Origin of the sequence: Kutzneria sp. CA-103260, from assembly GCF_018263855.1 — a bacterium.
Classification (GTDB): domain Bacteria; phylum Actinomycetota; class Actinomycetes; order Mycobacteriales; family Pseudonocardiaceae; genus Kutzneria.
Map to the genome: position 1 here is coordinate 8,359,120 of NZ_CP073318.1, position 19,362 is coordinate 8,378,481.

Sequence of the window (19,362 nt, forward strand, 5' to 3'; positions counted from 1 at the left end):
CCGTGAAACTCAGCCGGGAAACCGTCGTCCGCGCCGCCCTCGAGCTGCTCGACGAGGTCGGCCTGGACGCCATGACCCTGCGGGGCGTGGCCGAACGGCTGCACGTTCAGGCGCCCGCGCTGTACTGGCACGTCCGCAACCGCCAGGACCTGATCGACGAGATGGCCGCCGCCATGATCCGGGACGGCATCGGCGGGCTGGCCCCCGACGGCGCGTGGATGGACCAGCTCGGCGACATCGCCCGCGCCTACCGCCAGACCCTGCTGTCCCATCGCGACGGGGCCCGTGTGCTGGCCGAATCCTGCTCCGCCGACCCCGCCGTCAACCGGCTCGCGGAGCTGTCCCTGCGCATGCTGACCGCCGCCGGATTCACCCCCCAGGACGCCATGCGCGCCCTGATCTCCCTGCTCAGCTACGTGTCCGGCTTCGTGACCGACGAGCAGTCGTCGCGGCCTCGCTCGGAGACCCCCGACCCCGTGCTGTTTCCGCTGCTCACCGCGGCCGGGACCGGGCACCACACCGCCGAGACCTTCGAGTACGGCCTAGAGCTCCTGCTCAGCGGCCTCCGCCTGGCCCGCCTGACTGCCTGATTTCCCGCCACATGTGGTCCACATGTGGCGCTGGGAGTCGAATGTGGCGCACACGTGGCGTTGGTGGGGTTAGTGGACGTCGGCGATGAGGTAGTCGTCGAGGCCGGCGGAGCGGTGGACGACGTGGTCGGCGTCGACGGCGAAGACCAGGCAGCCAGGTTGAGCGTCGGCCCATGCGACACCAGGGCGGCCCATGGCGAAGGCGGTGGTGGCCACACAGTCAGCGGTCGTGAGGTCGTCGGCCACAACGGTGACGCTGAGCAGGCCACGGGCCGGCCGGCCGGTGCGGCCGTCGAGGATGTGCTCGCCCCGCTCATACGTCGCCGAGGTGGCCACCGCCAGGTCGCGAACGCCCAGCACGGCGCACATGCGGTCGGCCTGGTCAGGATGCCGGATGCCGACCAGCCAGGGCCGCCCGAGCTCGGGTTCCCCGGCGGCCACCACGTCGCCACCGGCGTTCACGCAGAACCGCTTCGCGCCCTGACCGCGCAGCTTGTCGGCGGCCCGCTGCACGGCCCAGCCCTTCACCACCCCGCACGGGTCGAAGGGCCGCCCGGGCGGCGTGGCGGTGAAGGCCCCGAGGCTGATCCGCTCGTAGTGGCTGCAGATGCCCAGCACCTCGGCCAGTTCGGCGGACACGTCGGCGACCTCGCCGCGGCCGTACCGGCTGACCTCGCTGTCGGGGCGGAACGGGCTGAACCGGGCGTCCACCCGCCGCAGGTCGGCGTACAGCGGCGCGACGTCGACCGGGTCCCGGACGTCCACCGAGACCGGCATGCCCATCACCTGTTCGACGTGCCGCATGACCCCCACAATGCGCATCCAGTCTGTGTCCAGGCTGTGGGAGTTCTGTCGGACAGCTGTCGACCCGGGCGTCGAGTCGCCAGCTGTCGGCCGGCTACAGCACCATGGGGTCGTGCGCGCTGACAAGGCTGAGGCCCCGGTCCGACTGCTGGTCGTCGACGACGAGCCCCACATCGCCGACCTGGTGGCCACGGTGGCCAAGTACGAGGGCTGGCAGGCCCGCGTGGCCAACAACGGGTCGGCGGCGCTCAGCGAGGCGGCCGCGTTCAATCCGGACATCGTGGTGCTCGACCTGATGCTGCCCGACCTGGACGGCTTCACCGTGCTGGACCGGCTGCGGGCCACCGGCGCGATGGTGCCGGTGGTGTTCCTGACCGCCAAGGACGCCACCGCCGACCGGGTCGCCGGCCTGACCCGCGGCGGCGACGACTACCTGGTCAAGCCGTTCGCGGTGGAGGAGCTGATGGCCCGGCTGCGGGCCGTGCTGCGCCGCACCACCGGCCCCGGCTGGAAGCGCTCGGTGCTCGCGGTCGAGGACCTGGAGCTGGACGAGGACACCCGCGAGGTGCGCCGCGGCGAGGAGAACGTGTCGCTCACGCCCACCGAGTTCGAGCTGCTGCGCTACCTGATGCGGCGTTCGCCGGCCGTGCTGACCAAGGCCCAGATCCTGGACCACGTGTGGGACTACGACTTCGGCGGCCGGTCCAATGTGGTCGAGCTGGTCATCTCCCATCTGCGCCGCAAGCTGGACACGGGATATGAGCCGCTGATCCATACCATTCGCGGCGTGGGCTACGTGGTGCGCAAGGCAACCTGATGAACCGGCTCTCGTCCGCGTGGCGGCGGCTGCGGCTGGGCACCCAGCTCGCCCTGGTGCTGGGCGCGCTGGCGCTGGTGGTGTTCGGCCTGGTCGGCACGATCACCGTGTCGCTGCTGCACTCCTATCTGGAGGACCGGCTGGGTGAGCAGCTGAGCACCGTGCTGTCCCAGTACAAGTCGACCGGCGAGCTCACCAGCATCTCGCCCGGCAAGTTCGGGCACTCCAGCTCGCCGGAGCACGATCCGCCGATCGGCGTGCAGTTCCAGTTCGGGTCGAACGACGCGTACCGGGTGATGAACGCGCGGCCGGGGCCGTCCTATCCGCCCGAGCTGCTGGCGATGGCCCGTCGGGCCCTCATCGGTCCGGTGCACCCGGACGAAAAGGTGATGGTCAACGGCACCCTGTACCGGTTCGTGGCAGCGCCGTTCCTGCCCTTGCAGGCCGGGAAAGTGGCCGTCGTGGGGCTGTCCGAAACCGACACCGACGCCACCATCCGCCGGATGGTCATGGTCAACCTGATCACCTTCGGCATCGCCCTGGTGGTGCTGGTCGTGGCCGGGCAGCAGGTGCTGCGGCGCGGGCTGCGGCCGCTGGGCGACATGGCGTCCACCGCGCACACCATCGCCTCCACCGACCTGACCACCAATTCCGTCGACCTGTCCGTACGGGTCCGGGGCTCGGGCGGCGGCGTCGAGGTCGAGGAGCTGCGGTCGGCATTCAACGTGATGGTCGATCACATCGACCAGTCGTTGACCGCACGGTCGGCCGCCGAGCAACGGCTGCGGCAGTTCGTCGCCGACGCCTCGCACGAGCTGCGCACCCCGCTCACCTCGATCCGTGGCTACGCCGACCTTTTCGCGTACGCTGCGGCCAACGAGCCGGCCGAGCGGGAGCGGCACCTCGCCCGGATGCGGGAAGAAGCCGGGCGGATGAGCCTGCTGCTGGACGATCTCCTGCTGCTGGCCCGGCTCGACGCCGCCGAGACGCCGCTGCGGCCCGGGCCGGTCGACCTGGTCGAGATCGCCGTGGCCGCCGCCGACGGTTTCCAGGCCGGGCGACCCGACCATCCGTTCACGCTGGAAGTCGAGCCGTCCTCGCTGCCCCTGGTCGGCGATCCCATGCGGCTGCGGCAGGTGCTGGACAACCTGCTCACCAACGCCGCCGTGCACACCGATCCCGGCACGCCTGTCTGGCTGCGGGTGCGGTCCGAGCCCGGGTGGGCCTTCGTCGACGTGGCCGACGGCGGGCCCGGCATCACCCCGGAGAACCAGGCCAAGGTGTTCGACCGGTTCTACCGGGTCGACGACTCGCGGACCCGGCACAGCGGCGGCACCGGGCTCGGGCTGTCCGTCGTGCTCTCGCTCGTCACCGCGCACGGTGGCGCCGTGACCCTGCAGAGCCGGCCCGGCACCACCGTGTTCACCGTGCGACTGCCCCTGTCAGCCGGCCAGGTGTGAGCGGGCCCAGAGGTCGATGCCCGACTCCACCGCGTACTGGTCGATCGCGGCCAGCTCGTCGTCGGTCAGCGGCGGCGCCGACAGGGCCGCCACGTTGTCCTCCAGCTGCTTGACGGAGCTGGCCCCGATCAGCGCCGAGGTCACCCTCGGGTCGCGCAGCGCCCAGGTCAGCGCCAGCTGGGCCAGCGACTGGCCGCGCTGCTCGGCGATCCCGTTCAGCGCCCGGATCCGCGCCAGGTTCTCCTCCGACAGCAGGCTCGTCGACAGCGACTTGTCCTGCGTCGCCCGGGATCCCTCCGGCACCCCGTTGAGGTACTTGTTCGTCAGCATGCCCTGGCCCAGCGGCGAGAACGCGATGCAGCCCGCGCCCACCTCGTCCAGCGCGTCCAGCAGGTCCGCCTCGATCCAGCGGTTCAGCATCGAGTACGACGGCTGGTGGATCAGCAACGGCACCCCCGCCGTGCGCAGGATCTCCGCCGCCTCCCGGGTCTTCGTCGCCGAGTAGCTCGACACGCCCACGTACAGCGCCTTGCCCTGCTGGTAGGCGCTCACCAGCGCGCCCATCGTCTCTTCCAGCGGCGTCTCCGGGTCGAACCGGTGGGAGTAGAAGATGTCCACGTAGTCCAGACCCATCCGGTCCAGCGACTGGTCCAGCGAGGCCAGCAGGTACTTGCGGCTGCCCCACTCCCCGTAGGGGCCCGGCCACATGTCGTAGCCCGCCTTCGTCGAGATCACCAGCTCGTCCCGGTACGGCCGCAGGTCGTCGGCCAGCATCCGGCCGAAGTTCCGCTCCGCGCTGCCGTAGGGCGGGCCGTAGTTGTTGGCCAGGTCGAAGTGCGTGATCCCCAGGTCGAAGGCCCGCCGCACGATCCCCCGGCCCGTCTCGTACGGCGTGTCGTCCCCGAAGTTGTGCCACAGCCCCAGCGAGATCCCCGGCAGCCGCAGTCCGCTGCGCCCGCACCGCCGGTAGGTCAGGTCCTCGTAGCGTCCACCCGCGGCCTCGTACGGCACCGTCGAGCCTCCCTGTCCTCGCGCCTCACCCGAACGGACGCGAGTCTAGGTCGGCCCGAGGTCACGGGCTCAGCACCGCCGGATCGAAAGTGACAGGTTCCGGGGCCGCCTTGATAGTGGCGGTTTCCCCAGGCCGAGCGGTCAGTTCCTCGACGTACTGGCCGTTCTCCAGCCGGTAGGCGGTGACCGAGACACCACCGAGCTCTTCCTGTGACAGCGCCCAGAAGTAGGTCACACCGGCAGCCGCATAGGCAGCGATCTTGCTTTCGCGTTCGCTGCGAACGTTCCCACCCGACCACACCTCGACCGCCATCAGCACGTTCTTCGCCCGGAAGCTCGCGCCGACCGGCCGAGTGTCCAGCACCACAACGTCAGGAATCAATCCAGTGCGGAGGGGCGTGCTGATCTCGACCGCGACACCAGGAACGACGTGCAAGCCCGTCCGTCCCGCACGCCGCAACGCATCATTGAGCAGCATGCTGAGTTGAAAGACCGCTACCTGATGTTGGCCCATGGGCGCCGGACTCACGTGGAAGTAACCCCAGATCAGCTCGATGCGAGACCCATCCGCAGGTGGATCCATCGCCAACCAGTCTTCGATCGTGTTCGGGCCAATCGGGTGCGCGAGCGCTGCGCTCACCGGAATCTCCTCCTCGGCTCGACTCACGACCACCCTCCCACAGCCCCTCACCCACCGTCCTACCTGCATTTTCATCCAATGGTGCCGTTAAGTCGAACACAAGCGCGACGCGCCCCGATCGACGGTGGGCGGGGAAGGGTCCGGAGCGGGACAATCAAGGCGTGGGCCGTGCTGGGAAGGACGCGTGATGACCGACAACGACACCCAGATCAAGGTGGACGCGGGCAGGCTGTGGGCGGGGGCGGTGGCGACCGCGCTGGTGGCGGGGCTGATCGCGGTGGTGGGCATTCTCATCGCCCGGGGCATCGTGCAGGTGGAGGTGCTGGCGCCGAAGGCGGAGGGAGCCTGGGGCAATGCCAACACGGTGACCTATGCCCTGGTGTCGGCGGCGGTGGCGCTGGCGGCGACGGGGCTGCTGCACCTGCTGCTGCTGACGACCCCGAGGGCGACGACGTTCTTCACCTGGATCATGGTGCTGCTGACGCTGATCGCGGTGGTGCTGCCGCTGAGCCTGCCGGTGGACCTGGCCAGCCGGCTGACGACGGGGCTGATCAACCTGGCGATCGGATTGGCGGTGACCAGCATTCTGACCAGCTTCGCACCGGGCACGGTGCGCCTGGAGCCGACGCACCAGCAGCAGCGGCACATCGGCCCGTACGACGAGACGGTGGAGTGGCGCGACCAGCAGTAGGTCAGCGCGGGTGCAGGCCCAGCGACACCCGGATGGCCCGGTCCCGGTCGGAGCCGTCGTGGCTGTCGCCGGCGTCCATGGCCTCGTCGAAGGTGTCCTCATCGGTGGCCGCGGCGGCGTGCTGACGATCGGTCAGCTCCTGCTGCTTGGCGGCGACCAGCTGGTCGAACTCGGGCTGGATGTTGGCCGGCCACGGCCCGGCCTTGAGCGCGTCGATCTCCTGCTGCAGCACGGGAATCGAGCGCACGACGGCGTCCCGCTCGGCGGTCCACTCGTCGGCGTTCTGCTCGTCGTCGACGATCTTGTCGTACGGGTCTACGGCGGCCAGGTAGCGCTTCTGGTCCTCGGTGTAGGGCCGGCCGGTGTCCTTGGCGTGGCCGGTCATCTTGGCGCCGGTGACGCTGCGGTAGAAGCACTCCACGGACCGGTCGCCCCGAGCCCAGGACGTCGGCTGCGGGTAGAGGTAGTGCACGTCGATGTCGGGGTAGTTCAGCCCGGACGTGAGGAAGCGGTCCGAGTCGCCGGGGCACCGGGACTCGCCAATCAGCATCACGGCGTCGGAGCCGGGATAGGTCGAGCCCTGCACGGGTTCGACGGCGAACACCTCGGCGTCGTGCGGCTGGACGCAGTCCTTCACGGTGACCGAGGCGCCCTGGCTGGTCGTTGCGCGGTCGAAGCACTGGCCGGGCTTCAGGTTGTAGCTGGCGGTCACCCCGGACGACGAGTTGGTGGAGGCCTCGTGCACGCCGATGACCACGGCGGCGACGAAGAACGTCAGCCAGGCGGCGAGCCACAGGCCGGACAGCACGACACCGGCGATGGCCAGCCCCTTGCCGCCGCGCCCGCTGCGACGGACCTCGGCCAGCGACACGATGCCGAAGGTGAGGCCGAGGATCGCGCACAGCGGGAAGAGCCCGAGCAAGCTCAGCACGAACGAGGCGATGGCGAAGCCGCTGGTACCGGGCTGCGGGCCGGGCCACTGCTGATTACCCCAGGGACCGGGCTGGCCGGGCCACGGACCGGGCTGACCTGGCCACGGGCCGGGTTGGCCACCCCACGGACCGGCTTGGCCGTTCCCCGGGCTCGCCTGGGCGGGCGGCATCGCCGGGTAGTTCTCGTACGAGGGTGGCTCGTGCTCAGTGGACATGTCCGGAATACCGCCGTCTCTCCCCTTAACGGACAGGGCAAAGGCTACCGCCCACCTCGCTGTGCACCGCAGCTAATAAGCGAGTTCAGAAAGTCGCGATGGACTGCACAGCGGCGGAGGGCGAGACTTCGCCCATGAAGGCACTGGTCAAGGTCGACGCGGCGCCGGGTCTCGAGCTCACCGACGTGGCCGACCCGCAGGTCGGACCCGGTGACGTGGCGGTGAAGGTGCTCCGAACCGGCATCTGCGGCACCGACCTGCACATCGACTCCTGGGACGACTGGGCGGCCCGCAACGTCAAGCCGCCGCTGGTCCTCGGCCACGAGTTCGTAGGCGAGGTGGTGGAGACCGGCCGGGACGTCACCGGCGTCAAGGTCGGCGACCTGGTCAGCGGCGAGGGCCACCTGGTCTGCGGCACCTGCCGCAACTGCAAGGCCGGCCGCCGGCACCTGTGCGCCAACACCCGCGGCCTGGGCGTGCACAGCAACGGCGCGTTCGCCCAGTTCGCGGTGCTGCCGGAGCAGAACGCCTGGGTGCACCGCACCGAGGTGGACCTGGACGTGGCGGCGATCTTCGACCCGCTCGGCAACGCGGTGCACACGGCGCTGTCCTTCCCGGTCATCGGCGAGGACGTGCTGATCACCGGGGCCGGCCCGATCGGCATCATGGCCGCGGCCATCGCCCGGCACGCCGGGGCCCGGCACGTGGTGATCACCGACGTCAGCGAGCACCGGCTGGAGCTGGCCCGCAAGGTCGGCGTGGACCTGGCGCTGAACGTGGCCGAGTCGACCCTGGCCGACGCCTACAGCCGGCTGAACATGTCCGAGGGCTTCGACGTGGGCATGGAGATGTCGGGCCAGCCCAGCGCGCTGCAGGACATGATCGCCAACATGTCGCACGGCGGCCGGATCGCCATGCTGGGCCTGCCGGCGAAGGAGTTCCCGGTGGACTTCGGCTCGGTGGTGCTGAAGATGCTGCACCTCAAGGGCATCTACGGCCGGGAGATGTTCGAGACCTGGTACTCGATGTCGGTGCTGCTGCAGGCCGGCCTGGACATCGCGCCGGTGATCACGCACCGCTTCCCCTACACCGACCACAAGACGGCGTTCGACACGACGCGGGCCGGCCGCTGCGGCAAGGTGCTCCTCGACTGGACGGAGAAGTAGATGTACGGCGCGATGCGGGACGATCTGCGGGCCGGGCTGGCCGAGATCCGCGAGGCCGGGCTGTACAAGGCGGAGCGGGTGCTGGGCTCCCCGCAGGCGGCGCAGGTCAGCGTCACCGGCGAGCGTGTGCTGAACTTCTGCGCCAACAACTACCTGGGCCTGGCCGACCACCCGGTGCTGGTCACGGCGGCGCACGAGGCGCTGGACCGCTGGGGCTTCGGCATGGCCTCGGTGCGCTTCATCTGCGGCACGCAGGAGCTGCACAAGCAGCTGGAGGGCCGCCTCTCGGAGTTCCTCGGCACCGAGGACACGATCCTGTACAGCTCCTGCTTCGACGCCAACGGCGGCCTGTTCGAGACGCTGCTGGGCGAGCAGGACGTGGTCATCTCCGACGAGCTCAACCACGCGTCGATCATCGACGGCATCCGGCTGTGCAAGGCCAAGCGGGCCCGCTACCGCAACCGGGACATGGCCGACCTGGAGCGCATCCTGCAGGAGAACAAGGACGCCCGGTACCGGCTGATCGCCACCGACGGCGTGTTCTCCATGGACGGCTACCTGGCCCCGCTGGACGAGATCTGCGCGCTGGCCGAGCGGTATGACGCGCTGGTCATGGTGGACGACTCGCACGCGGTGGGCTTCACCGGCCCGACCGGCCGGGGCACGCCGGAGCTGTTCGGCGTCACCGACAAGGTGGACGTGGTGACCGGCACGCTGGGCAAGGCGCTGGGCGGCGCCAGCGGCGGCTACGTGTCGGGACGGGCCGAGATCGTGGAGATGCTGCGCCAGCGCTCGCGGCCCTACCTGTTCTCCAACTCGCTGGCCCCGTCGATCACCGGCGCCGCGCTGGCCGCGCTGGAGCTGCTCAGCTCCTCGGGCGAGCTGTTGGACCGGCTGCGGGCCAACACGGAGCTGTTCCGCCGCCGGATGACCGAGGAGGGCTTCGACCTGCTGCCGGGCGAGCACCCGATCATCCCGGTGATGATCGGCGACGCGGCCAAGGCCGGCCGGATGGCGGATCTGCTGCTGGAGCAGGGCATTTACGTGATCGGCTTCTCCTACCCGGTGGTGCCGCACGGCAAGGCCCGGATCCGCACCCAGATGTCGGCCGCGCACTCCCTGGAGGACGTGAACCGGGCCGTCGACGCTTTTGTCGCGGCACGGTCCAAGATGGACGGATGATCGATCCTCGACGGCTGCGGGTGCTGCGGGCGCTGGCCGACCACGGCACGGTGACCGCGGCGGGGCGGGCGCTGCACCTGACGGCGTCCGCCGTGTCGCAGCAGCTGGCCGCGCTGGAGGCGGAGACCGGGCAGGAGCTGCTGCGGCGCAAGGGCCGGCGGGTGTGGCTGACCCCGGCTGGCGAGCTGCTGGTAGTGCATGCCAACGCCGTCGCGGCCGAGCTGGAACGGGCCGAGGCCACGCTGGCGGCGTTCGACGCCGGCCTGCGCGGCCCGGTCCGGCTGGCCAGCTTCGCCTCGGCGATCACGCAGGTGGTGGCGCCGGCGGTGGCCGCGCTGCGGACCGGCGCCCCGGACGTGACGCTGCTCGTGCAGGACGCCGAGGGGCACGCCAGCATTCCGCTGCTGCTGGACGGCGAGATCGACGTGGCCATCACCGAGGAGTACCGCCCGGCGCCGCAGACCGACGACCGCCGGCTCAAGCGTTTTCCCTTGTACGTCGAACCGTTCGACGTGGTGCTGCCGGCCGATCACCGGTTCGCCGCGGAGTCCGAGGTGGACCTGAGCGGGCTCGGCGGCGAGGACTGGATCGCCCCGCTACCCGGAAATCCTTGTCGTGACGTGCTTTTACTGGCCTGCCCGGACGCGCTGATACGGCACACGTCCGACGACTTCCGGGCCATCGTCGCGCTGGTGGCGGCTGGCTCGGGTGTGGCTCTGGTGCCACGCAACGCTTTCACGCGCACAACCGGCGCGGTTGCGTTGCCGGTCAAGGGAGACCAGTCGCTGCGCCGGGTGTTCGCGGCCGTGCGCAAGGGAAGCGAGGACCATCCGCTGATCCGGTTGGTCCTCGCCGCCCTGGTGCGTGGTCAGCCAGCTGACACGTAGTAGCTGCCGTCACCGAGCGCGCTGACGCCGGCCCGGACCGGGGCCGACAGGTCGGCGAACGCCCACTCCGTGCCGTCGGTGGCCAGCGCGTGTCCGCTGGCCAGCGCCTTGATCGAGCTCAGGCCGGCGACCTGTGCGCCCTGGAAGGTGCCGGTGAAACCGTCACCGTCGGGCCACTGCCACACCGTGCCGTCGGACATGAGTGCGCGAGCGCCCTGGTCGGGGCCGTTGTCCCGCTGCACCGACACGATGTGTCCGGCCGGCACCGGCAACGCCGCCGGGCTGTCCTGATGCCCCGAACCCAAGGCACCCCAACGCCACACCGTCTGGGTGCCGTCGCCGGCCGGGCAGAGCGCGATCCGTGCGCCGATGCCCGAGCAGCCGGACAAGCCGTACACCTGGACCGGCGACGCGCTGGTGCCCACCACGTCGTGATTGCCCAGCGCGCCGTTGGTGTTGTCACCCCAGGCCCACACTGTGCCGTTGTTCTTCAGCGCGTACCGGGTGACGCCGCCCGAGCCGTTGCGGTACTCGGCAATCGCCTGGACTTCGCTCAGCACGCCGGTCGTGCCGGTTTGGAACCAGGTGGTGTCCGGGTTCCCGATACCCAACTGGAGCGACTCGTTGGCGCCCCAGGTGAGCACCTTGCCGTCGTTGGTCAGGGCCATCCCGGGAGTGATCTGCTTGATGTTGCCCAGGAACTGCGTCGGCAGCGGCGAGAAATAGGCCTCGCCGAGCGGGCCCTCGCCGTTGCCGGCGTAGCTGACGCCCAACTGGCCGCGGTCGTTCGCGCCCCAGGACCAGGCGGTGCCGTCGCTGAGCAGCGCGTAGCCGTTCCGGTCGGTGTTCGCGATCGCCGTGACGCCGGACAGGCCGTACACCGCGGAATCCACGCGGCTGCCGCCGTCGGTCGTGCCGTCACCGGCCTGACCGACGTCGTTGGCGCCCGAGGCCACCGCGCAGGCACTGGTGCAGGCCGATCGCGCCGGCGCGAAGTACCCGGCCAGGTCGACGATCGAGTCCAGCTGACCCTGCCGGTTGTTGATGTCCATGGCGCGACCGTTGCTCAGCGGCGCGACCGCCGCGTTGGCCGAAGTCTGACCGGGCAACAGGTTCAGGTTGCTCACGCCCGGCTTCGGGCCGCCGTCGGCCCACACCGTGATCACCGTGTTTCCGGTGACGTTGGTGGCCGTCATGTTGACCACGGCCGCGGTCGCGCCGTACGGCAGCCAGCGGTCCAGGGAGAGCGGGCGCGTCTCGCCCGACTGGAGCGGGTCGCGCGGCGTGCCGTCACCGTTGCGGGTGTCCAGCACCCGGCCCGGCAGCAGCGGGTAGAACGCCTGGGTGGAGTCCGTCGAGTAGTAGCCGGCGAAGTCCACCACGACGTCGGTCGAGAAGTGGGCGTTGGTCAGGGAAACCTTGCGGTCAGTGCCCAGTCGCACGGTGACCAGGTTCGGGATGTCCTTGCCGGCCACCAGGTTCACGTTGGACGCGTCCGGGCGCGCCTCGCCGGACGGATAGGCCGTGACGAAGGTGGGTCCAGTGACGTCGGTCCCGGTCAGGTTGAACACCACGGCCGTCGCGCTGGCCGGCACCAGCGAGGACAGGTCCAGCGTCACGGTGCCGCCCGTCCCGAGCGGGGCCGAGTTGCGAGTGTCCAGAATCCGTTGTGGCGCAACGGAAGTGAACTTCGAGCCGCCCATCGGCCGGTAGTAGCCGGCGACGTCCACGATCGCGTCGGTCGCGAACGGGCCGGCCGCCAGCCAGATACCCGGGTTGTCGCCGTGGCCGAGCGCCACCGTCACCAGGTTGGCCCGGGTCTCGCCGCCGGCCAGGTTCAGGCTGGACGTGGTCGGCGTGCCGTGGGTACCCGGGCCCTCGGCGAGCCAGGTCGGCCCGTCCGGATCGGTGCCGGTCAGGTTGAACACCACGGCGGTGGCGTCCGCGGGCACCAGGTCGGTCGGGATCGACACCGCGACCTGGCCACGGGCCGGAATCTTGCTGCTGTTGCGACTGTCGAAGATCCTGGTCGGCGACACCGGTGTGAACACCGTGCCGGAGTCGGGCTTCGCGGTCGCCGCCTGTGCCGGCGCGACCACGGAGAGCGCACTGACGGCGACAACAGCCGTCAGCGCAAGGAATCTGGCTACTGACACGCGTACCTCCACCCCTGGCGACGGGTCTCGACGACCGTCCACCCGCGACATCTCCGCATCGGCCGGCGGCGTTACCTGCGAGAACGCGAAAACACCCGGCGCAGGCAACCGCCCACGCCGGGTGTCCACAGGGGATTGGCTGGTCGGCTAGGAACTCGCCACCGCGATGCCGCCGTCGCCGATCGCCGTCACGCCGGCCAGGCCAGCGATCTGCACCGGCACCAAGCTCGTGGTGAACTGCTGGCCGTCACCGAGCGCGCCGTTGTGGCCGCTGCCCCAGGTCCACATCGTGCCGTCGGACTTCAGCGCGTAGCCGGAGCTGTTGCCCGCGGCCAGGGCGGTGACGCCGGTCAGCCAGGACACCGTCACCGGATCGGTCACCGGCGTGCAGGGGCTGCCGCCCTGGCACTGCGTGCCGTTGCCCAGTTCCCCGTTGGAGTTCATGCCCCAGGCGCGAACCGTGCCGTCCGGCATCAGCGCGTACGCGGTGCCGTCGGTAAAGCTGGACGCCCGGCCGGCGACCGCGACCGCGCCGGTGATGCCGGGCACCTGGCGTGCGTTCGGCATCGGTTGGTAGTTGGCATCGACGCCGCCCCACTGCCAGACCGTGCCGTCGGCCTCGACCGCCAGCCGATTGCCGATCTTGGTGACGTGGGCCAGGCCGGCCACCTGGACCGGCGTCGCCGAAGCGCAGTTCGGCCCCTTGGGCGAGACGCCCTCGTTCTCCGAGCACTTGTTCGGGTCCGGGGCCACCCCGGTGCCCAGCTCGCCCTGGACGTTCTGCCCCCAGGCCCACACCGTGCCGTCGTTCTTGAGCGCGTAGCCGTCGCCGGTCGAGCCGGCGATGGCCACCACGTCGGTCAGGCCGGTGACCTGAACCGCCGTGCTGGCGAGGTAGTTCTCGTCCTGCACGCCGTTGCCCAGGCTCCACATGTAGTTCTCGCCCCACGACCAGACGGTGTGGTCGCTGCGCAGCGCGTAGCCGGCCACGATCTGGGTGATGTCGTGCAGGCCGAACACCTTGCCGGGGACAGTCGAGTAGTAGGACGGCGGATAGACGTACTGGGCGACCGGGCCGTCGCCGTAGCCGGACGGGCGGCCGTTGGCCAGCTCGCCCGCGCCGTTGCCGCCCCAGTCCCAGACCGTGCCGTCGTTGCGCAGCGCGTAGCCGTGGTCCGGGCTGAAGGGGCCGGTGGTGGCCGCCGTGACGCCCGACAGCCCGTAGGCCGCGGTCGGGGTGTGCACGGTGTTGTCCGTTGTGCCATCGGCCTTCTGGCCGTACTGGTTCTGGCCCCAGGTGTAGACGCAGGCGCTCGCGCACGGCTGCTTCGCCGCCGCGAAGTAACCCGCCAGGTCAGCGATCGCATCCGTCTGGCCCACGTGGTTGAACAGCTGGGCCTTGCCGTCCGTGCCGAGCGCCGTGATGGCCATGTTGGCCGCGGTCTGCCCCGGCTGCACGTTGAGGTTGCTGGCCGACGGCCGGCTGGCGAAGTCCGGCCACGCCGTCAGATAGGTCGAATCCGTCACGTTGGTGGCCGTGAGGTTGTACACCGCGGCGCTCGCACCGTCCGGCAGCCAGCCGCTGAAGTCCAGCGGACGCGTGCCGCCGGCTCCGAGCGGCTGACGCGGATCTCCGTTGGTGTCACGGGTGTCCACGGCCCGGATCTGGCTCAGCGGGAAGAAGGACAGCGTGGAGTCCGGTGAGTAGTAGCCGGCCAGGTCGGCGATCAGGTCCACGGAATTGTGGGCGTTGGCCAGCGTCACCTTGCGGTCCGCGCTCAACTGCACCGTCACCAGGTTCGGATTCGTCTGCCCCGCCTCAAGGTTCAGGTTGGACGCGTCCGGTTTCGCTTGCCCCGCGGGATAAGCCGTCACGAAGGTCGATCCCGTGACGTCCGTGCCGGTCAGGTTGAACACCGCCGCCGTCGCCCCCGCCGGCACCTGCGACGACAGGTCGAGCGTCACCGCCCCGCCGGGGCCTACCGGCGCGCTGTCCCGCGTGTCCAGAACCCGTTGCGGCGCAAGGGAAGTGAATTTGGAGCCGGACGGCGCGTAGTAGCCGGCCAGGTCCACGATCGCGTCGGCCGCGGCCGGTCCGGCCTCCACCCACACGCCGTGACTTCCCCCGCTGCCGATCGGGCTGGTCACCAGGTTCGCCCGGGTCTCGCCGCCGGCGAGATTCAGGTTGGACGTGTTGTACGGCGACGGCCCCGCCAGCGACCCCACCGCGAGGAACGTCGCCTGCGTCGATCCCGTCCCCGTCAGGTTGAACACCACCGCCGTCGCGTCGGCCGGCACCAGGCTGGTCGGGAACGTCACGCCGATCCCGCTGCGGGCCTGGATCTGGTGTCCGCCGGCGACCCTGGTGTCGTACACGCGGGTCGGCGCCACCGGCGTGAACGCGCTGCCCGACGGCACCGCCGCCGGCGCGGCCTGCGCCGCCGGCGCGGTGAGGGTGGCCGCCGCGACAACCGCAGCCACCACCAATGCTGCTCTCGCCATAGTTGGTCATGCCCCCTGAGTCAAGATCATGTTGCCCAGCGGCCCCAGCCTCGCGACCCCCGGCAGGGCCGTGAGCTGTTCCGGAACCGGGGCGGAGTGGTCGGTCTCGGCGTTGCCGAACTCGCCCGCGCTGGAGGTGCCCCAGGCCCACACGGTGCCGTCGGTCTTCTGGGCGAAGCCCATCTCGTACCCGGTGGACAGCGCGGCCACCGACCTCAGGCCGGAGACCTGGCCGGGAACGTCGGCGTAGCAGGAACCGCTCATGCAGAGGTTGCCGTTGCCGAGTTGGTAAGCGTTGGACTCGCCCCATGCCCAGACGGTCCCGTCGGACTTGAGCGCGTAGTTCGTGTGAGTGTCCACGTACGTCGCGGCCACGTCGACCACGCCGGTCAGGTTCGGCACCGCGACCGGGCTGTCGTCCTCGTCAAGCGTGTTGTTGACCTCGTAGCCACGCGGCCCCCACTGCACGACCGTGCCGTCGTTCTTCACGGCCAGCCGCAGGTTGATCTTGGTGACCCCGGTCAGGCCGGACACCGGCACCGCGGTCGACGAAGCGGCGCCGTGCGTGCCGTTGCCCAGTTGCCCGTTGTCGTTGTCACCCCAGGCCCAGACCGTGCCGTCGGACTTGAGCGCGTAGCCGTTGGTCTCGTCGCCGGCGATCGCGGTGACGCCGGTCAGCCCGACGACCGGAACCGGAAATGGCACGAACGCCGAGTCGCCACTGTTGCCGAGGCGGCTGTGGGCGTTCGAGCCCCACGACCACACGGTGCCGTCACTCTTCAGCGCATAGCCGGGAGCGATCTGCGTGACGCCGGAAAGTCCTTGCACCTGAACGGGAACGGTCGAGAAGGACCAGACGCCGGACGGCGTGTCGAAGACCGGGCCGCCCCTGCCGTTGCCCAGTTCACCGCTCTCGTTGGCGCCCCACGCCCAGACGGTGCCGTCCGACTTGAGCGCGTACACGTCGTAATACCCGGCGGTCACCTGGGTCACGCCCGACAGACCGTACACAGTGGACGGACGGTGCAGGTCGTTCAGCACCGCGGTGCCGTTGCCCTGTGTGCCGTAGTCGTTGCGGCCGGAGTTGGTCACGCAGTTCTGCTGGCACGTGGCCAGTGCCGGCGCGAAGTAGCCGGCGACATCGACGATCACGTCGACCTGCCCACTGTGGTTGTACACGTTGAGGTAGCCGTCGCTGAGCGCGACGACGTCCATGTTCGCGGATGTCTGCCCAGGCGCCAGGTTCAGTGTGCTGGCGGCGGACCGGTTGACGCCGCTCGGATAGGCGGTGAGATAGGTGTTGTCGGTGACGTTCGTGCCGGTCAGGTTGATCACCGCGGCCGCGGCACTGGCCGGCAACCAGTAGGCGAGCCACGCCGTGTGCGTTCCATCGGCGGTGATCGGGTCGCGCGGCTGCCCGTCGGCGGTCCTGGTGTCCACAGCCCGGAACGCGGGCAGCGGGTAGAACGCCAGGTCGGCCTGCGGCGCGTAGTACCCGGCCAGGTCGGCGATCAGGTCCACCGAGTTGTGCGCGTTGGCCAGCGTCACCTTGCGGTCCGCACTGAGCTTCACCGTCACCAGGTTCGGCGTGTCCCGCCCGGCCGCCAGGTTCAGGTTCGACGCGTCCGGCTTGGCCTCCCCGGCCGGATAGGCCGTCACGAAGCTGTCGCCCGTGACATCCGTGCCGGTCAGGTTGAACACCGCCGCCGTCGCCCCCGCCGGCACCCGCCCCGACAGGTCCAGCGTCACCGTTCCGCCCGGCCCCAGCGGCTGCGAGTCCCGCGTGTCCAGAACCCGCTGCGGCGGTAGGGACTTGAACTTCGACCCACTCGGCGAGTAGTACCCGGCGATGTCGACGATCACGTCGGCCGCGTTCGGACCGGTCATGACCTCGAGTCGGTGGTCGACGATCGGCGCGGTGACCAGGTTGGCCCGCGTCTCCCCGGCGCCCAGGTTCAGATTGGACGTCTCCGAGTACCCCACGCCCACCCGCAACCAGGTAGGCCCGTCCGGATCGGTCCCGGTCAGGTTGAGCACGACCTCCGTCGCGTCATCCGGCACCACATCCACCGGCACCGTGACATCGACCCCGTAGTGCCCAGCAATCTTCTGCCCCGTGGTGCGGCTGTCGTAGACCCTCTTCGGCGACACCGCCGTGAACGACAGCCCGCTCTCCGCCGGCGTAGCCGCCTGCGCGACATCCGGAACCACAACGGCCCCCGCCATGACAACGGCGGCCACAACTAAGCCAACTCTGGCTGGTAACACGAAACCCCCTGCGTTGGACCCTCCCCGACCCGCCGCGAAGTGTAGGCACGCCCCACACCACGCCACCAGACCAAGAATCCGCAGCAGCGAGCGAAGCGAAACCCACCCGAGCGCAGCGAAGGCTTCCGCTGGGGCGAGCGAAGCAAAGCCCGGGGGCGTGGGGGCGAAGCCCCCACATCGGGGGTCTGGGGGTCGCCCCCCCAGATACGAACCCGGCTCGACGAGGCGAGCGCTCTCCGCGAGCACACCTCTCCTGAGAGCCGGCGGCGGGACTTGAACCCGCAACCCCTCGCTTACAAGGCGAGTGCTCTGCCAATTGAGCTACGCCGGCATGGCCTTGGACATGGTAAGCGGCGGAGCCGGTTGCCACCTGCGACTTGTGGTCTGCTCAGGGTAGAACCGGATTCGTCCGTCCGGATGTCGACTCAGCCGCCTGGGTGGCGCGCACCGCCGCTGACCAGCGAAGAAGCGTCGACCACGGATTGTGGTCGATGTCCGCCGATCGGGGTAACCCGGCGGAGCGTGTCGGAGACCACGTCGCCGCCCTTGCAACGGTTGGGTGAATGGGACCGATCCTGCGTACGGATGATCGGGGAGGAGACGGGCAGTGCGGCAGACCCGGCGAGTGCGGGCGAACTTCTGGCGGCGGCAGCGGGTGGCGGCGCAGCCGCCGGCGGAAGTGGGCCCCGAGCTGCCGTCGGACGCCACCGTGAACCTGGTGTTGGATCTGGCGCTGCGGATCGGCGAGGTCCAGTTGGCCAGCGGCGCGGCGGCCGCGGACGTGGCGTCGACGCTCGTGCGGGTGGCCGAGGTGTACGGCCTGCCGCGCTGCGAGGTTGATGTGACGTTCATCTCGATCTATGTCTGCTGTCATCGCGGCACGGCCGCCTCACCGGTGATGTCGATGAAGGTGGTCCGCTCTCGCGGCCTGGACTACACCCGGCTGGCGGCCCTGGAAGACCTGGTGCGGCGGGTGATCGGCGGCTCGGTGTCGGCCGAGCAGGCGTCAGTGGAGCTGGACGGGATCAGCGCGGCCAAGCATCCGTATCCGCGCTGGCTGGCGACGGTGGCGTGGGCGGCGATGGCGGCGTCGGTGGCTTTGCTGTTGGGCGGCGGCCTGATGATGGCGCTGGTGGCGGCCGTGGTGACGGCGGTGGTGGACCGGGTGGGCCGGCTGTTGAACCGGCGCAATCTGCCGTTCTTCTTCCAGCAGGTGGTCGGCGGGGCGCTCGGCGCGGGCGGGGCGCTGGTGGCGACCGCGACCGGCCTGGTCCCGCCGAGCCAGCTGTCGCTGGTGGTGGCGGCCGGCATTGTCGTTTTGCTGTCGGGCTTGTCGGTGGTCAGCTCGGTGCAGGACGCGATCAACGGCTACACCGTCACGGCTTCGGGCCGCACCATGGAGACATTGTTGATGTCGGTGGGTCTGATCACCGGCGTCGCCTTCGCGTTGCGGATCGGCGTGCGGCTGGGGGTGGGCTCGACGCTGGCCCCGGTGTCGCCGCTGACCTTCGGCACCGTGCCCATCCAGATCGTCACCGGTGCGGCCGCCGCGGTGTTCTTCGCACTCGCCAGCTACGGACAGCCGCGGGCCCTGCTGGTCGCCGGCCTGTCCAGCGCTCTGGGTGTCGGCGCGTACAGCACCCTGCAGGCCGGCGGCGCCGATGTGCTGACCGGTTCCGCCCTGGCTGCCGTGCTGATCGGCTTCTGCGGCCAGTTGCTGTCCCGACGGCTGAAGGTGCCGCCCCTGGTGGTCGCCATCTCCGGCCTGACCCCGCTGCTCCCCGGTCTGACCACGTATCGGGGCCTCTACCAGCTGACCGTGCAGGGCGACGTGAGCGGCCTGTCCACCCTGGTCCTGGCCATGGGCATCGGTCTCGCCCTGGCCGCCGGCGTGGTGCTCGGCGAATTCCTGGCCCAGCCGGTCCGCAGCCGCCTCGGCCGTCTCGAACGGCGATTGCGCATGCCCCGCTGATCCGACAGGCCGATCCCGGTCGGCGTTCCCCGCGCGTCCCGCTACCCAACCGGACCAATCCCCTGTTTC

15 protein-coding genes and 1 tRNA gene are annotated in these 19,362 nt (G+C 70.3%); 8 read left to right on the forward strand and 8 right to left on the reverse strand.

Translation table 11 applies throughout. The annotated features are described in order from the left end of the window. Window positions 1-2 precede the first annotated feature (2 nt). Window positions 3-590, forward strand: a complete 588-nt coding sequence (locus JJ691_RS36745; protein WP_211764128.1) for a TetR/AcrR family transcriptional regulator C-terminal domain-containing protein — start codon at window positions 3-5, stop codon at window positions 588-590. 69 nt (window positions 591-659) lie between these two features. On the opposite strand, the gene JJ691_RS36750 is transcribed toward JJ691_RS36745, so the two are convergent. Beyond that, window positions 660-1,394 (reverse strand): FAD:protein FMN transferase, encoded by a 735-nt coding sequence (locus JJ691_RS36750; protein ID WP_211764129.1) that lies wholly within the window; start codon window positions 1,392-1,394, stop codon window positions 660-662. A gap of 112 nt (window positions 1,395-1,506) precedes the next feature. On the opposite strand from JJ691_RS36750, the gene JJ691_RS36755 reads away from it, so the two are divergent. Next, window positions 1,507-2,211, forward strand: a complete 705-nt coding sequence (locus JJ691_RS36755; RefSeq protein WP_249227251.1) for a response regulator transcription factor — start codon at window positions 1,507-1,509, stop codon at window positions 2,209-2,211. Continuing rightward, entirely contained in the window at window positions 2,211-3,671 is a 1,461-nt protein-coding gene (locus JJ691_RS36760; RefSeq protein WP_211764131.1) for a sensor histidine kinase, read from the forward strand. Before JJ691_RS36755 ends, JJ691_RS36760 begins: the two co-directional genes overlap by 1 nt. Here the strand turns inward: JJ691_RS36760 and mgrA are convergent. Then, a complete protein-coding gene (gene mgrA / locus JJ691_RS36765; protein WP_211764132.1) occupies window positions 3,654-4,682 on the reverse strand; it encodes an L-glyceraldehyde 3-phosphate reductase in 1,029 nt (342 codons plus the stop codon). The two genes, JJ691_RS36760 and mgrA, sit on opposite strands and share 18 nt — an antisense overlap. Window positions 4,683-4,743: 61 nt before the next feature. Further along, window positions 4,744-5,322 carry a Uma2 family endonuclease gene (locus JJ691_RS36770; RefSeq protein WP_211764133.1) on the reverse strand — a complete coding sequence of 193 codons (579 nt, stop codon included), beginning with the start codon at window positions 5,320-5,322 and terminating at the stop codon, window positions 4,744-4,746. Window positions 5,323-5,509: 187 nt separating this feature from the next. Between JJ691_RS36770 and JJ691_RS36775 the strand changes: the two genes are divergently transcribed. Next, entirely contained in the window at window positions 5,510-6,013 is a 504-nt protein-coding gene (locus JJ691_RS36775) for a DUF6069 family protein (RefSeq protein WP_211764134.1), read from the forward strand. Window position 6,014: 1 nt separating this feature from the next. Here the strand turns inward: JJ691_RS36775 and JJ691_RS36780 are convergent, their stop codons facing one another. Further along, on the reverse strand, window positions 6,015-7,160 hold the full coding sequence (locus tag JJ691_RS36780; RefSeq protein ID WP_211764135.1) for a DUF4190 domain-containing protein: 1,146 nt from the start codon (window positions 7,158-7,160) through the stop codon (window positions 6,015-6,017). A gap of 134 nt (window positions 7,161-7,294) precedes the next feature. Between JJ691_RS36780 and tdh the strand changes: the two genes are divergently transcribed. Genes tdh through JJ691_RS36795 form a run of 3 tightly spaced genes read left to right on the forward strand, consistent with a single transcriptional unit; the run spans window position 7,295 to window position 10,395 of the window. Next, window positions 7,295-8,326: an L-threonine 3-dehydrogenase gene (tdh, locus tag JJ691_RS36785; RefSeq protein ID WP_211764136.1), complete on the forward strand. Its 1,032-nt coding sequence runs from the start codon at window positions 7,295-7,297 to the stop codon at window positions 8,324-8,326. Beyond that, window positions 8,327-9,508, forward strand: a complete 1,182-nt coding sequence (locus JJ691_RS36790) for a glycine C-acetyltransferase (RefSeq protein ID WP_211764137.1) — start codon at window positions 8,327-8,329, stop codon at window positions 9,506-9,508. After that, window positions 9,505-10,395: a LysR family transcriptional regulator gene (locus JJ691_RS36795; RefSeq protein WP_211764138.1), complete on the forward strand. Its 891-nt coding sequence runs from the start codon at window positions 9,505-9,507 to the stop codon at window positions 10,393-10,395. Before JJ691_RS36790 ends, JJ691_RS36795 begins: the two co-directional genes overlap by 4 nt. Here the strand turns inward: JJ691_RS36795 and JJ691_RS36800 are convergent. From JJ691_RS36800 to JJ691_RS36815, 4 genes are all read right to left on the reverse strand, one after another. Beyond that, entirely contained in the window at window positions 10,377-12,551 is a 2,175-nt protein-coding gene (locus JJ691_RS36800; RefSeq protein ID WP_211764139.1) for an RCC1 domain-containing protein, read from the reverse strand. The two genes, JJ691_RS36795 and JJ691_RS36800, sit on opposite strands and share 19 nt — an antisense overlap. A gap of 147 nt (window positions 12,552-12,698) precedes the next feature. Next, entirely contained in the window at window positions 12,699-15,032 is a 2,334-nt protein-coding gene (locus JJ691_RS36805; RefSeq protein WP_211764140.1) for an RCC1 domain-containing protein, read from the reverse strand. 27 nt (window positions 15,033-15,059) lie between these two features. Continuing rightward, complete coding sequence (locus tag JJ691_RS36810) at window positions 15,060-17,294, reverse strand: RCC1 domain-containing protein (protein ID WP_211764141.1); 2,235 nt, start codon at window positions 17,292-17,294, stop codon at window positions 15,060-15,062. Window positions 17,295-17,579: 285 nt separating this feature from the next. Next, window positions 17,580-17,652 (reverse strand) — tRNA-Thr (locus JJ691_RS36815). Between the two features lie 276 nt (window positions 17,653-17,928). Here JJ691_RS36815 and JJ691_RS36820 point away from each other — a divergent pair. Beyond that, entirely contained in the window at window positions 17,929-19,293 is a 1,365-nt protein-coding gene (locus tag JJ691_RS36820; RefSeq protein WP_249227252.1) for a threonine/serine ThrE exporter family protein, read from the forward strand. Window positions 19,294-19,362 lie beyond the last annotated feature (69 nt).